The sequence below is a fragment of the Streptomyces sp. E11-3 genome (assembly GCF_046540415.1).
Lineage (GTDB): Bacteria > Actinomycetota > Actinomycetes > Streptomycetales > Streptomycetaceae > Streptomyces.
The window spans coordinates 403,537-415,957 of record NZ_JAZGRL010000003.1 but is presented as its reverse complement, the minus strand read 5'-3'; the positions used below and the strand labels follow the sequence as shown (position 1 = coordinate 415,957).

At 70.7% G+C, this 12,421-nt stretch carries 15 protein-coding genes; 5 read left to right on the top strand and 10 right to left on the bottom strand.

The window, feature by feature from the left end; genetic code table 11:
• Window positions 1-157: 157 nt before the first annotated feature.
• The 3 genes from U9R90_RS31485 to U9R90_RS31475 are packed head-to-tail and all read right to left on the bottom strand — an operon-like array spanning window position 158 to window position 3,515.
• Entirely contained in the window at window positions 158-1,036 is an 879-nt protein-coding gene (locus U9R90_RS31485; RefSeq protein WP_411060367.1) for an SDR family oxidoreductase, read from the bottom strand.
• The gene (locus tag U9R90_RS31480; RefSeq protein WP_411060366.1) at window positions 1,033-1,959 is read right to left on the bottom strand and encodes an alpha/beta fold hydrolase; all 927 of its coding nucleotides are present in this window, start codon (window positions 1,957-1,959) and stop codon (window positions 1,033-1,035) included. The genes U9R90_RS31485 and U9R90_RS31480 overlap by 4 nt, the downstream gene beginning before the upstream one ends.
• Complete coding sequence (locus U9R90_RS31475; protein ID WP_411060364.1) at window positions 1,956-3,515, bottom strand: flavin-containing monooxygenase; 1,560 nt, start codon at window positions 3,513-3,515, stop codon at window positions 1,956-1,958. Before U9R90_RS31475 ends, U9R90_RS31480 begins: the two co-directional genes overlap by 4 nt.
• A gap of 174 nt (window positions 3,516-3,689) precedes the next feature.
• Here U9R90_RS31475 and U9R90_RS31470 point away from each other — a divergent pair, with 174 nt between their 5' ends.
• Together U9R90_RS31470 and U9R90_RS31465 are read left to right on the top strand one after the other, a co-directional pair.
• Window positions 3,690-4,319, top strand: coding sequence for a MerR family transcriptional regulator (locus tag U9R90_RS31470; protein WP_411060362.1), 630 nt, complete (start codon window positions 3,690-3,692; stop codon window positions 4,317-4,319).
• 214 nt (window positions 4,320-4,533) lie between these two features.
• Window positions 4,534-4,812 (top strand): helix-turn-helix domain-containing protein, encoded by a 279-nt coding sequence (locus U9R90_RS31465; protein WP_411060360.1) that lies wholly within the window; start codon window positions 4,534-4,536, stop codon window positions 4,810-4,812.
• A gap of 160 nt (window positions 4,813-4,972) precedes the next feature.
• On the opposite strand, the gene U9R90_RS31460 is transcribed toward U9R90_RS31465, so the two are convergent.
• Both U9R90_RS31460 and U9R90_RS31455 read right to left on the bottom strand, forming a co-directional pair.
• On the bottom strand, window positions 4,973-5,206 hold the full coding sequence (locus U9R90_RS31460; protein WP_411060359.1) for a hypothetical protein: 234 nt from the start codon (window positions 5,204-5,206) through the stop codon (window positions 4,973-4,975).
• Between the two features lie 599 nt (window positions 5,207-5,805).
• Entirely contained in the window at window positions 5,806-6,039 is a 234-nt protein-coding gene (locus tag U9R90_RS31455) for a hypothetical protein (RefSeq protein WP_411060358.1), read from the bottom strand.
• Window positions 6,040-6,139: 100 nt separating this feature from the next.
• Between U9R90_RS31455 and U9R90_RS31450 the strand changes: the two genes are divergently transcribed.
• The gene (locus U9R90_RS31450) at window positions 6,140-6,457 is read left to right on the top strand and encodes an ankyrin repeat domain-containing protein (protein WP_411060356.1); all 318 of its coding nucleotides are present in this window, start codon (window positions 6,140-6,142) and stop codon (window positions 6,455-6,457) included.
• 293 nt (window positions 6,458-6,750) lie between these two features.
• The gene (locus U9R90_RS31445) at window positions 6,751-6,969 is read left to right on the top strand and encodes a hypothetical protein (RefSeq protein WP_411060354.1); all 219 of its coding nucleotides are present in this window, start codon (window positions 6,751-6,753) and stop codon (window positions 6,967-6,969) included.
• Between the two features lie 49 nt (window positions 6,970-7,018).
• On the opposite strand, the gene U9R90_RS31440 is transcribed toward U9R90_RS31445, so the two are convergent.
• Window positions 7,019-7,831, bottom strand: a complete 813-nt coding sequence (locus U9R90_RS31440; protein ID WP_411060352.1) for an exodeoxyribonuclease III — start codon at window positions 7,829-7,831, stop codon at window positions 7,019-7,021.
• Window positions 7,832-7,877: 46 nt separating this feature from the next.
• On the opposite strand from U9R90_RS31440, the gene U9R90_RS31435 reads away from it, so the two are divergent.
• Window positions 7,878-8,372: a GNAT family N-acetyltransferase gene (locus U9R90_RS31435; protein ID WP_411060350.1), complete on the top strand. Its 495-nt coding sequence runs from the start codon at window positions 7,878-7,880 to the stop codon at window positions 8,370-8,372.
• A gap of 62 nt (window positions 8,373-8,434) precedes the next feature.
• Here U9R90_RS31435 and U9R90_RS31430 read toward each other — a convergent pair whose 3' ends face one another.
• The 4 genes from U9R90_RS31430 to U9R90_RS31415 all read right to left on the bottom strand — a co-directional run bounded on the left by U9R90_RS31430 (window position 8,435) and on the right by U9R90_RS31415 (window position 12,361).
• The gene (locus tag U9R90_RS31430; protein ID WP_411060348.1) at window positions 8,435-9,652 is read right to left on the bottom strand and encodes an ATP-binding protein; all 1,218 of its coding nucleotides are present in this window, start codon (window positions 9,650-9,652) and stop codon (window positions 8,435-8,437) included.
• A gap of 34 nt (window positions 9,653-9,686) precedes the next feature.
• The gene (locus U9R90_RS31425; RefSeq protein WP_411060346.1) at window positions 9,687-10,163 is read right to left on the bottom strand and encodes a hypothetical protein; all 477 of its coding nucleotides are present in this window, start codon (window positions 10,161-10,163) and stop codon (window positions 9,687-9,689) included.
• A gap of 128 nt (window positions 10,164-10,291) precedes the next feature.
• Entirely contained in the window at window positions 10,292-11,308 is a 1,017-nt protein-coding gene (locus U9R90_RS31420) for a hypothetical protein (protein WP_411060345.1), read from the bottom strand.
• A gap of 444 nt (window positions 11,309-11,752) precedes the next feature.
• Window positions 11,753-12,361, bottom strand: a complete 609-nt coding sequence (locus U9R90_RS31415; RefSeq protein ID WP_411060344.1) for a DUF2867 domain-containing protein — start codon at window positions 12,359-12,361, stop codon at window positions 11,753-11,755.
• Window positions 12,362-12,421: the final 60 nt, after the last annotated feature.

The window sequence follows — 12,421 nt, the reverse complement described above, 5'->3', positions numbered from 1 at the left end:
GCGCACCCACCCCGACGCGGCGCACCCACCCCGACGCGGCGCACCCACCCCGACGCGGGTCCGCCCCACATCGGGCCGGGCGCACCCCGCAACGCGGTGCGGAGCACGCACCCCGACGCGGCCCCGCCCCGCAACGAAACAACAGCGCACCCCGGAGCTAGCCCGCCGCCCGAGCCTGCTCGTCCGCGGCGCCGCCCTCGCCGACCAGCCCCGTGCGGACCGACCCGAGCCGCGGCTCGAAACGCCGCATCTCGCGCTGGCCGACCGTGGCGATAACCCCGGGCAAGTAGCCCCGCAGAGACTGCATCCCCCGCAGCCACCACTGCGCATACACATGCGCCGAGCGCCGCTCGATCCCGGCCACGATCCGGTCCACCGCCGGACCCAGCGGATACGTCCGGTTCGACGGCCACGGCAGCCGCTGCCGCAACTCCCGCATCACGTCGTCCTGGTCAGCCCCGCGCACCATGTCCGTGTCGGTCCAGGAGAGGTAGCCGACCCCGACCCGTACCCCCTTGTAGCCGACCTCCGCCCGCAGGCTGTGCGCGAAGGCCTCAACGCCGGACTTGGACGCGCAGTACGCGGTCATCATCGGGGCCGGAGTGATCGCCGCGAGCGAGGCTATCTGGAGCAGGTAGCCCCGGCTCTCTTCCAGGACCGGAAGGAACGCCCGCGCGGTCACCGCCGAGCCGATCAGGTTGACCTCGATGACCCGCCGCCACGCGTCAGGGTCGGAGGCCGTGAACGGACCACCGCTCGCGACACCCGCGTTGGCGACGACGATGTCCACCTTCCCGAAGCGCTCCTTGACCTCCTGCGCGACCCGCGCCATCGCGACATGGTCGGTGACGTCCGCGTACCAGTGGTCGCTCTCGCTGTGCAGCCGCTCGGAGACCTGCTTCAGCGCGTCCGGCTCCAGGCCGACCAGCGCCACCTTCGCCCCGCGCGCCGACAGCTTGCGGGCCAGCAGCTCCCCCACGCCCCGCGCGGCTCCGGTGACGACCGCGACCTGTCCCTCCAGGCTGACCCTGCTCATGCGCCCTCCTTGATCTGTACGTATGTGGCCGCGAGTTCGCGTATCCGCTCGGTGACGACTTCCGGGGCCTCGATCGGCGTCATATGGCCGACGCCCGCGAGTTCCGCGCTCCCCACGCAGTGCGGCAGCCCCGCGACGATCGCGCGGGCGTGCACGGCGGGCGTGAGCCGGTCGGCGGTGCCCGCCACGACCGCGGTGGGTACGGTCAACTCCCGTATGCCCGCGTCGAGATCGAGCGCGGCCAGCACCCGCGACCAGCCGTGACGTACCTTGCGCGGGCACGCGTGCACGATCCGCGCACAGGCCTCGACCTTGTCCGGTGCCGCCCCCGCGCCCATCGTGGCGTAGCGCAGGATCCGCTTGGCCAGGGCCGTCACGGGCCCGAGCGGCGCCCGCGAGCCGAGTACCGCGTGCGTCAGCCGTGTGCGCAGGCGCCCGGCGCGCAGCGGCAGCACCGTGGACTCGGCGACCAGCCGCGAACTCCCCGTACTGCAAAGGAGAACGGCCGCCGCGTGCTCGGCGAACTTGGGGCGCGAGGAGGCCGACATGAGCGTCATGCCGCCCATCGAGTGGCCGACGAGTACCGCCTTCTCGCCGGGCTCCAGGGCCATGGCGAGCACCGCCTCCAGGTCGTCGGCGAGTGCGCGGGTGCTGTAGCCGGAGGCCCCGGCGGGCTCGGGGCTGCGTCCGTGCCCGCGCTGGTCGTACGTGATGACCCGGTGACCGGCCGCCAACTCCCGTATCTGCGCGGCCCAGAACGCGGTGGAGCAGGTCCACCCGTGCGCGAGCAGCACGGCGGGCGCGCCCTCGGGGCCGTGCACCTGTACGTAGAGCCGGGCGCCGTCGGCGGACACGGCCGTCAACTCGCGTGCGGGGACGGGCGGTTCGTACGGGCCGGAGGTGACGTGCATCAGTCTGCTCATGCGCCCGCCTCGACCTTCTTGTCGCGCGGCTTGCGCGTGCGGGACTTGGCCGCGGGGTTGTCCTTGGCTGAGGCTTCCTTCGGCGGGCGCACGATCTCGTACTCGGCCAGGTCGACCCGCCGCGTGGCGTTGCGGAACTCGGTGGTCGTGCCCGGCCAGAGGGTCGTGTTGACCCCGTTCTCGTCCAGGTACCAGCTGTTGCAGCCGCCGGAGCTCCACACCGTGCGTTCCATACGGTCCTGGACGCGGCGGTTCCAGGCGGCCACGGCCGAGGGGCGGGGAGTGAGGGCGACCCGGCCGCCCAGTACGTCCAACTGGCTTACGTAGTCCGCGAGATAGTTCAGCTGGGACTCGATCATCAGGATCATGGAGGAGTTTCCGAGGCCGGTGTTCGGGCCGATGATGGTCATCCAGTTGGGGAAGCCGGGCGCGGTCGCCCCGCGCAGCGACTGCATGCCGCCCTTCCAGGTCTCGGCGAGAGTGTGCCCGTCGCCGTCGACGACGCGCTCGGCGATCGGCATGTCGGTGACGTGGAAGCCCGTACCGAAGATGATCGCGTCGACCTCGGCCTCGGTGCCGTCCGCGGCCACCACGGTGTTGCCGCGGATCTCGCTCAGTCCGCTGGCCACGACGTCCACGTTGGGCTTGGTGAGCGCCGGGTAGTAGGCGTTGGAGAGCAGGATGCGCTTGCATCCGATGCGGTAGTCGGGGGTCAACTTGGCGCGGAGGGCCGGGTCCTTGATGGCCCGGCGCATGTTCCGCTTGGCGAGGGACTCGATGAGGCCGAGTTCGTTGGGGCGCTTGGTGAACGCCTGGACCTGGAGTTCCCTGATGCCCCACAGGATGCCGCGCCGGGCCGCCGCGGTGAACGGCAGCTGGCGGTGCAGCCAGCGCTCAGGGCCGGTGATCGCCCGGTCGACGCGCGGCAGCACCCACGGCGGGGTGCGCTGGAACAGGGTCAGTTGGGCTACCTCGCGCTGGATCTCCGGCACGATCTGGATCGCCGACGCACCGGTGCCGACCATGGCGACCCGCTTGCCGCGCAGGTCGTAGTCGTGGTCCCAGCGCGCCGAGTGGAAGATCTTCCCCTCGAAGGTGTCGATCCCCTTGATGTCCGGGACCTTGGGGTCGGAGAGCGGCCCGGTGGCCGAGACGATGACGTCGGCGGTCAGCGTGCCGTTCGCGGTCTCCACCTCCCAGCGCAGCTGATCCGCGTCCCACCGCATCTGCTTCACTTCGGAGTTGAACCGGATGTGCGGCCGCAGCCCGAAGGTGTCGGCGACGTGCTCCAGGTACTTCCAGATGTGCTGCTGACCGGAGAACGTGCGCGGCCAGTCCGGGTTGGGCGCGAAGGAGAACGAGTACAGGTGTGAGGGGACGTCGCAGGCACAGCCGGGGTAGCTGTTGTCCCGCCAGGTGCCGCCCACCGCACCGGCCCGCTCCAGGACCACGAAGTCGGTGATCCCCTCGCGGCGCAGCCGGACCGCGGCCCCCAGGCCGCCGAACCCGGACCCGATCACCGCCACCCGCACATGCTCACGCTCGTGCTCGCCCATGCCGCCGCCTCCCGCCGTACACGACTCTGCCAGTAATCACTGGCGCAATGGGAGACTAGAACAGCCGCGTACTCATGGGTAGGGGTCGCGCGGGAGAAAGTTACCGGCGGTACAACATAGGGTTCCCTCGTGGCCGGACAACGGGAACAAACGAGCGAAGAGCGCGAATACCGCATGGAGGAACTGGCCGAACTGGCCGGTATCACAGTGCGCACCCTGCGCTTCTACCGCGAGCGCAAACTCCTGCCGCCACCGCGCCGCGAAGGCCGTATCGCCTGGTACGACTCCCACCACCTGGCCCGCCTGCGCACCATCACGGGCCTCCTGGAGCGCGGCCACACCCTCAGCGCCATCGCCGAACTGACCGAGGCCTTCGAGAGCGGCCGGGACGTCGGCGAGGTCCTGGGCCTCGGCGAACCCACCGAGGAGACCCCGGTCCGCCTCACCCCCGAGGCACTCGCCGACTACTTCGAGGGCGAGGTCACCCCGGAGAACCTCGCGGCCGCACTCGACCTCGGCTACCTGGCCACCGACGGCGACGAGATCGTCCACATCAGCCGCCGCCTCCTGGACGTCTCCGCCGCCCTGGTCCGCCAGGGCGTCCCTCTCGCCGCGGTCCTGGACGCCGGCAAACGCGTACGCGAACACGCCGAGGCACTGGCCGAACTCTTCACCACCACCATCCGCACCCATGTCCCGGACGGGGACATGGAGCACCTGCGCCCACTGGCCAAGAGCGTGATCGAGGCGGAACTGTCGATGGCCCTGGACCGCCACCTGGCCGCCGAGAAGCCGAACGACTAAGCGGAGCTGGTGAAGTTGATGGCGCTGGGTAGGCGTCCTTGGGGAGGGACGCTATGCCGAACATCCTCCGAGTCGTGCTGACCGACGGGCAACGCCGTGACCTGCACGCGCTGCTGGCCCGCCGCGATCTGACCCAGTACACGCGGCAGCGCGCCGAGTGCGTCCGGCTCCTCGACCGGGGCCGGTCGGTTGCTGAGGTCGCGGGCGTGCTGGAGTGCTGGAGTGCCATCCGGTCACGGTCCGAGCTGCTGTCCACCGCTTCGAGGAGGGTGGGATCGCGGGGCTGCCCGATGCCCCGCGGCCAGGCAGGCCGGCGAGGCTGCTGGGGGCGGAGGGCCGAGCCGCGCTGGGCGAGCTGCTGGACGACTCCGCCCAGGCCGGGATCACTTGGAATGTCCCGGCCCTGCGTGAGTGGCTGTGTGAGGAGCGCGGGCTGGAGATCTCCTCGGACTGGCTGGGCGAGCTGCTGCGGCGCGAGGGTTTGCGCTGGTAGCGCACCCGCGACAGCCTGCGGCACAAAGCCGACCCCGTCCTCCAACAGGCCGCCTGGGCCCAGTTGGAGGACTTGCGGCCTTGCGGCAGGCCGCACCCACGGGAGAACGTGATCTGATCTTCCTGGACGAGTCCGGGTTCGCTCCCACCATGCCCACCGGCTACACCTGGTCCAGGATCGTGCAGCGCGCTGTGGTGCCGAAGGAGGACACCCGCAACCGCCGGGTCAACGTGCTCGGGGCGAAGATCCTCGGCAGTGAGCCGACCTGGTCTGGCAGAGCACCAGCGGGAAGATCGACGCGGAGATGCTGCTGGACTTCGTCTGCGTACGGCTGGCGGGCCTGGGCGGTGGCGCGGCCGTGCTGGACCTGGCCGCCGACGGCCTCGGCGTCCACATCATGCCGGCCTGGGAACGGCGCAGGCCGTGCACGGTCGTACTGGACAACGCCTCGGCCCACACGGCCAACGCGTTCAAGGGCCGCCGCCGTCAACTGGCGAAGATCGGAGTGGAGCTGTTCTACCTACCCGCCACACAGCCCGGAGTTGAACGACTTCGAGCTGGTCTGGCGGCAGGCGAAGTGCGAGGACTACCCACAACGCGCCCAGACCAGCACCGACTCCCTCGGCGAAGCCGTCGACCAGGCAATGACCCAGCGACGAGACCGAATCCGAGGATCAGCAAAGAACTTCACCCAAGCCGCTAAGACGAGCGAGTCCAAGGTCGGTGTGCGTAGGCGGTCAGCTGACTCTGGAGTCCCTCGCTACGCCTGCGCAGCCAATTCGCCGACGACGGGCTGCTCTTCGTCGTAGCGTCGGGGTGCTGACACCTCGACCTTGCCGAGGGGGCCATACACCTCACGCTCGGCGGCGCGGTCAGCCTCGGTGGCGGCGACCAGGACCCGCCGGTCGACGGCCTCCGGACCGCGGGTGACGAAGCCCGCTCATTCGAGCCGGTCGGCGGTTGTCGTCGCCGGGCTCAGCATCCCCGTCGCCGTCAAGTGGCAGCGAGCCGCCGAACGCGCTCGCCTCCCGCTTCCCAGGTGTCGCCACCGCCTTGCTGGACCGGGCCATCGGCATCGCAGCGGGCATCTGCTCCGGGACGGACGCGGCACAGCGCTTCCTCAACCAGCCATACGCGCACCGCGTCCTGCGCATCCTGGCCGAGATCGCAGACACCCGTGCCCGGACCGCAACCCATGCGGCAGCCGACCTTCTCGATCAACGCCACCCCGCCACGGAATTATCGATCCTTCTCCACCACGAGGACAACGCGGCCCGGCCCATCCTGCCGTTGGCAGGCGCGCGTGGGAGGGCGGTTCAATGCCCTCGTGAACGACTTCTGGACACCAGCCCATCGGGCCGTGGAGCACGAGGACGCGGAGACTCTGGCCCGGCTGCTGGCCAACGGTGCCGACCCCGACGAGGTTTCCGGCAACATGACGCTATTGACGCACGCACTCGACGCCGAGGGGGACGGTGCCTTGCAGAGCGGAGATCCGCTGACCGTGCACACAACCGCGGTGCTGCTGGCTTTCGGAGCCGACCCGCAGCTCGCGAACCCCGACGGGCACACGCCCATGGACGTCGCCGTGCACTACGGCCACGACCTGGCAATCCAGCTGCTACAGCGCCACATCAGCCGGTGAGTCACCGGTAGCAGATCGATGTGCAAACGATACTGGTGAAGGCCAGGAAGTCGTCGGCCTTGCGCTCACCCCGACCGCCCCGACGAGGGACCGGGACGTTCACTCCATCGAGGCATTTCCCCTCCAGTGGCGGACAAGCTCCAGTTCGGACACCGACATTGAGAGCGACTGGGGTTGTGCACTGCGCAGGTTGCAGCGGACGCATGTACTTCGCGGCACGGAAGCGCTACCCGCACGGCGACTACGTGTGCCGTGCCACGGCCCGAGGCGAGGTATGCCCGTCGCCTTGCGGGATGCGATTCGACTGGCTCGACGCATACGCCATCGACGAATACCGCCGGACGATCGCCCCGGACGTCGAAGTGACCCGAGAGCTCCTACTTCACAGCGCTGTCCGCATCACCGTCTCCAAAGGACGCTGCGGAGGCGGCCCCGAGCGCCTGATCGGACCGGACACCTCCCGCCTGTCCTTCACGGTCGGGGACTCTCCCGCATCACTGCACAACAGCTGAGGCCCAGCGGGGCGTACGGAAGCCGACCGGACGCCCCGCATCACACACGTCAGCTGTCGAAGACCACCGTGACCGGCGCATGATCCGACCACCGCTCCTCATGGCTCGCCGCCCGCTCCACAAACCCCTTCAGCGCACGCTCCGCGAGCCTCGGCGTCACGGCAGCAAGATCAATCCTCCAACCCGCATCGTTGTCGAAAGCCCTCCCCCGGTACGACCACCACGAGTACGGCCCCTCCACGCCCGGATGCAGCGCCCGCACCACATCCACGTACTCCTCGAAGACCTCGCCGAGCCACGCCCGCTCCTCCGGCAGGAACCCGGCGTTCTTCTTGTTGCCCTTCCAGTTCTTGAGGTCGGCCTCCTGGTGCGCGATGTTCCAGTCGCCGCAGACCACGACCTCGCGGCCGTCCGCCGCGGCCCGCGCCTTGAGCTGCTTCAGGTAGACGAGGAACTCGGCCATGAACCGTTCCTTCTCGTCCTGGCGCTCGGTGCCCACCTCACCGGATGGCAGGTACAGACTGGCGACCGTGACGCCGGGCAGGTCCACCTCGACGTAGCGGCCGCTGCCGTCGAACTCATCCGACCCGAAGCCGACCTGGACCCGGTCCGGCTCGCGGCGCGTGTAGAGGGAGACGCCCGCGCGGCCCTTCGCGGCGGCCGGGGCGTGCACCACGTGCCAGCCCTCCGGGTCGCGTACGGAATCCGGGAGCTGCTGCGGCTCGGCGCGTACCTCCTGGAGGCAGACGGCGTCGGCGTCCGTCTGGGCCAGCCACTCGACGAAGCCCTTCTTGGCGGCGGCACGCAGGCCATTCACGTTCACGGAAGTCACAGTCAGCACCCCGGCACGATACCGGCACACTGGGAGGACACCGCCCCACCCTCTGCATAGAAGTACGATGGAACGCATGGATATCCGCCAGGTCTCGTACGACCACCCCGACGCCGTCAAGCTCAACGACCGCGTCCAGCTTGAGTACGCCGAGCGCTATGAGCTTCCGGAGGACGAGGACGGCGACGTCACCCCGCTCGACGCGTCCATGTTCCGGCCGCCGCACGGTCTGTACCTCATCGCGTACGACGCCCTGGGTACCCCGGTGGCCACCGGTGGCTGGCGCAGCCAGGACGAGAACGACGAGGGGTACGCGGACGGCGACGCCGAACTCAAGCGGATGTACGTGATACCCGAGGCGCGCGGCCAGGGCCTGTCCCGCACCATCCTCGCCGCGCTGGAGGAGGACGCACGGGCCGCGGGCCGGGTCCGTATGGTCCTGGAGACCGGCATCAAGCAGCCCGAGGCGATCGCCCTGTACGCCTCCAGCGGCTACGCCCCGTGCACGAAGTTCGGCCACTACCGCGACTACGACGACAGCCGCTGCTACGCCAAGCCGCTGCGCCCCTGACCCCGCGCCGGGGGCCCTTCACTCGCGTACCGGGGGCCTGTCACTCGCGTACCGGGGGCCCGTCACTCGCGTACCGCGCTGCGCAGGTCCAGTACGGCCAGCGCCCCTCCCCCGCTCGGGTTCGCGAACCGTAGCCGGGCGCCGAGCACCCGCGCCTGGCCGCAGGCGATGGTCAGGCCCAGGCCGAGACCCGTGTCCCGCTGCCCGGTGCGGAAACGCTGCGGCCCGCCCGCCAGCGTCGCCTCCGGGAAGCCGGGCCCGCTGTCGCGCACCCGCACGACGCCGCTCTCGACCTCGACGGTGACCGGCGCGGCACCGTGGCGCAGCGCGTTGGTCACCAGGTTGGCCAGGATGCGCTCGACCCGGCGCGGCTCGGTCTCCACGTCGGCGTCGCGCAGCACGGTGACGGTGACTCCGTCGACGTCGGACCCGTGTCCCGCCACGGCGGCCACGGCCCGGCGGACCAGCGCGCCCAGCGGACGTACCTCCGTCTCGACGCGCTCGGCGGCGACGTCGAGGCGGGCCACCTCGATCACGTCGTCGACGAGTTCGCGCAGCCGCCGCGCGCTGTCCCGGACCAGTTCGGACGGCCGCCCCGGTGGGAGCAGCCCGGCCGCTGTGACCATCCCGGCCACCGGCGTACGCAGCTCGTGCGCGATGTTCGCGGTCACCTCCCGCTCGGCCTGCAGCCGGGCCGACAGCGCGTCCGCCATCGTGTTGACGGCGGTGGTGAGCTTGGTGATCTCGTCCTTGCCGTGCAGCGGCAGCCGCGCCGTCAGATCGCCGTCCGCGATGCGCTGCGCGGTGTCGGCGGACGTGGTCAGCCGCCGCCCGAGCCGGGTCGCGACGAACAGCCCGGCGACACACGCGAGCGCCGTCCCGAGGCCACCCGCCACCCACAGCACCTGGTCCAGTTCCCGTACGGTCGCGACCTCGTCGTCGTACGGCCGCCGCAGCGCGATGACGTCGCCGCCCTGCTGGCTGGCCGCCCACATCCAGGGCGCGCCTCGGGAGTCCCGGTCCAGATACACCGCCCACTGCCCGCCGCGCACGGCTTCGGCGAGTGGCCTGGGCAGGTCGGGCGGGTCGACGAGCGTGTTGTTGGCGTCCACGCCCGCGGCGTGGTCCTGCACGGCGGTCTGCAGCCGGTCCCCGATCTGCCCCACCGCGGCGTCGAACTGGGCCCGCACCGTCTGGTGGTGGACCAGCACGCCGATCACCACGGACACCAGCGCGGCGGTGCCCGCGATGGCCACACCGATCTTGGTACGGAGTCCCATGGGCAGCTTCTTGGTACGGAGTCCCATGCGCGGCTCAGAACCCCGGCTCGACGAGCCGAATACGCTGCAACTGCACCGTCACAGCCACCTTCGGCAGATCCTCGGGCCGCTCCGGCTCGACCGTCGCCCGCCGGTAGTACGCGATCCGCTCCTGCCTCTCGAGCCCGCTGAGCGTCACCGTCACCTCGTACGGCTCATCCCCGCACTCGGGCCGACACCAGTCACCGCTCAGCTTCCCGGTGGCCACGGCGGTCGCCCCGCCCCAGTCCGCCCAGCGCAGCTCCGCGAGCTCGACCTGCCCGCTGAGCGCGATCGCCGTGGGCTGCCGCATCGGCTTCCCGCGCGTATCGGCCACGTACACGGGCCCGACCTCCGCCGACGGCGACATCGCGTCCCCCTGCACATGCAGCCCTGACGGCTGCGCGCATCCACCGGCCAGTACGGCGACCAGCGCAGCGGCCAGCGCGGCACCGGAGACGGCGGCGAGGGCGGGCGGGACACGGCACAACATCCCTCAAATGTAGCTATAGAGACAATTCACCGTACGGGGCGAAGGTCCCGACTGGGCCGTCCAGCCGACGGCCCCGGCCGTTGATCGCGAGCAGCGCCCTCGGGAGCCGGCGATCGGGGGTGGCCTGGTCACGCCACGGGACACCCGTGCCGAGCCCCGGAAGCGGTGGCGAAGGCCGTCAGCAACCGCTGTGCGTCCTCCCTGCCGACGCTGCTCCGCACCCCCTTTTCGCTGTCCGGCCTCGGGAATTCCTCGAACTTGAAGTACGCGGTCCCCAGGGCACCCTTGCAGGAGTGGGGCTGCATGACCGCGCCCTTCACGCTGCCGGGATAGCGGTCGTCCAGGTACATCTCCTGCTGCGCGGAAGGCCCGTAGTAGGCGGTCAGCCGGATGTGGTGGCCCTCGGCCGGTAGCTTCAATGAACACCTCTCGGTGAGCGCGCGTCCGGCTGGCCTCTCCGACACCGTCGTGAGCCCCAGCCGGGCCATGTCCTGCGAGCCGACGACGCCGCGACAGGTCCCCTTCGCCTGGGCAACGGGGCGCGTCTGCAAAGGGGTGCGGTCGACGGTCGAAGGGCGCTGCCCCACAACCCCCTCGCACCCGAAGCTCTCCGCCGCGCGGCGGGCCGACTCGGTGGCGAACCGGGCCACTTGAAGCACCTGGGCATCGGAGAGTTCCTCGATGTCCTGGCGCGCCTGGGCCAGGACGAGAAGGCCCTCGCCAGGCAGTGGGGCGCAGTCGACGAGCACCCCGGCTTCGGGCTGCAGGCCCGAGACGACGAAAGAGCCGTTCCAGCCGAATCCGATCGGTGTCGCCGAAGCCTCGTCCGCCGCGCCGCTGGCGCGGTGGGCCGCCGCCGGACGGATGTTCAGCCTGAGCTGCGCGCCACCGGACTCCTCGCCGCGAGCCCATGCCGCGCAGTATTCGGTCTCGTGGCCCACCCATTCCGCAGTGTGACCGCCGAATTGCAGCTCGGCACCGCCGAAGAACTCCCTGGCTTCCTCGACCGCCAGAGCTCCCCGGCAGGTGTCGGCGGGGACTTCACCCGAGTCGTCACCCCGGAGGCCGAACCCCCAGATCAACCCGCCGGCCGCGAGCGCCAGGACGAGAGCTCCCCCCGCCGCCTTGGCTGGTCGTCCGATCACGTTTCTCCCTCTTTCACGATGCGGTGGTAGCCGTGGGCACGGCACAGCGGCGGGCCGCAGCCGAGCGCTGGGCGAAGTCGTGCCATGCGCCCTCCGCGCCCGGACCGTACTGCGCGGCGACCCGACAGGTGGTGTGGCCCTCGGCAGGACGGCGGCGGTGTCCTGCGCCTCACCAGCGTGGTGTCGTCGAGACTTCCCTCGCCTACGTCGTCCCCGACCTTCAGGTGGCGGTCGCCGAGGACGCAACGCGCCTCGTTGGCGAAAGGCACACCGTCACATGCGTTCGTGACCAGCGGGCCGATCGACCAGCGGTCGTAGCCGAGCGTGCGGCCCAGCAGAAGGATTCCCGCCCGCTACAACGTAGCGCCGACTCACCGACGCCGATCACCGGCCCCGGGCGAGCGGGGTACTTGCGATGCCGTCCCCGCGCGGGGAGCGGAGGCGTCAGCGTGCCGTACGGCGTGCCGTGTTCTCTCGCCACTCCCGGCCGATCGATCGCATCAGGGCCGGGTACACCCCCACGTACCGGAAAGGCTTGATGGCGAGCATGTACAGGGAGCCGAGGCGGCCGTTGGGCTTCACCAGGACGGCCATCTGGCCGCGGTAGCCGCCTTCCCCGTCGGAGACCCAGCCGATGTGCATCACCCCGTGCATGGTCTTGTTGGCGTACTCGGCGGCCCACTCGTCGTGCGCCTGGAAGACCGACGTGAAGGGCGCCGCACTGAGGTCGGGCCCCCGCGGCCCCTCGCGCAGGTCCTCCGGCAGCCGGTCGCGCAGCGTCGCCACCCGGCCGCCGACGCCCAGGTCCGGCTTGTCCCAGCCGAGCAGTGCGCCGAGCTTCCAGCGCACCGCGAAGAGGAAGCGGCCCACGGGGTTGCCGCCGTCCGGACCGCCCTTGCCGTCCGCCATCTGCTGAACCAGGTGGTGCAGGTCGTCCGGGCCGCCCGGCGTCGGCAGCGCCCACAGATCCTCGAGCCGGAAGTCGCCGGCTATCTCGTGGATCCGCCAGGGGCGGGACGTGTGGTCGGTCGAGGGAAGACGCAGATCGCTCATGGCGGACCCCTTGTCTATACGGTAACGTATAGATCGAGCATAGACCTGCCTATACGGCTC

Excerpts from the sequence above, each read along its gene's own strand:
- U9R90_RS31485 (WP_411060367.1), bottom strand. The coding sequence starts at position 1,036 with ATGAGCAGGGTCAGCCTGGAGGGACAGGTCGCGGTCGTCACCGGAGCC.
- U9R90_RS31425 (WP_411060346.1), bottom strand. The coding sequence starts at position 10,163 with ATGTTGTGCCGTGTCCCGCCCGCCCTCGCCGCCGTCTCCGGTGCCGCG.
- U9R90_RS31435 (WP_411060350.1), top strand. The coding sequence starts at position 7,878 with ATGGATATCCGCCAGGTCTCGTACGACCACCCCGACGCCGTCAAGCTC.
- U9R90_RS31470 (WP_411060362.1), top strand. The coding sequence starts at position 3,690 with ATGGAGGAACTGGCCGAACTGGCCGGTATCACAGTGCGCACCCTGCGC.
- U9R90_RS31415 (WP_411060344.1), bottom strand. The coding sequence starts at position 12,361 with ATGAGCGATCTGCGTCTTCCCTCGACCGACCACACGTCCCGCCCCTGG.
- U9R90_RS31480 (WP_411060366.1), bottom strand. The coding sequence starts at position 1,959 with ATGAGCAGACTGATGCACGTCACCTCCGGCCCGTACGAACCGCCCGTC.
- U9R90_RS31430 (WP_411060348.1), bottom strand. The coding sequence starts at position 9,652 with ATGGGACTCCGTACCAAGATCGGTGTGGCCATCGCGGGCACCGCCGCG.
- U9R90_RS31475 (WP_411060364.1), bottom strand. The coding sequence starts at position 3,515 with ATGGGCGAGCACGAGCGTGAGCATGTGCGGGTGGCGGTGATCGGGTCC.
- U9R90_RS31445 (WP_411060354.1), top strand. The coding sequence starts at position 6,751 with ATGCGATTCGACTGGCTCGACGCATACGCCATCGACGAATACCGCCGG.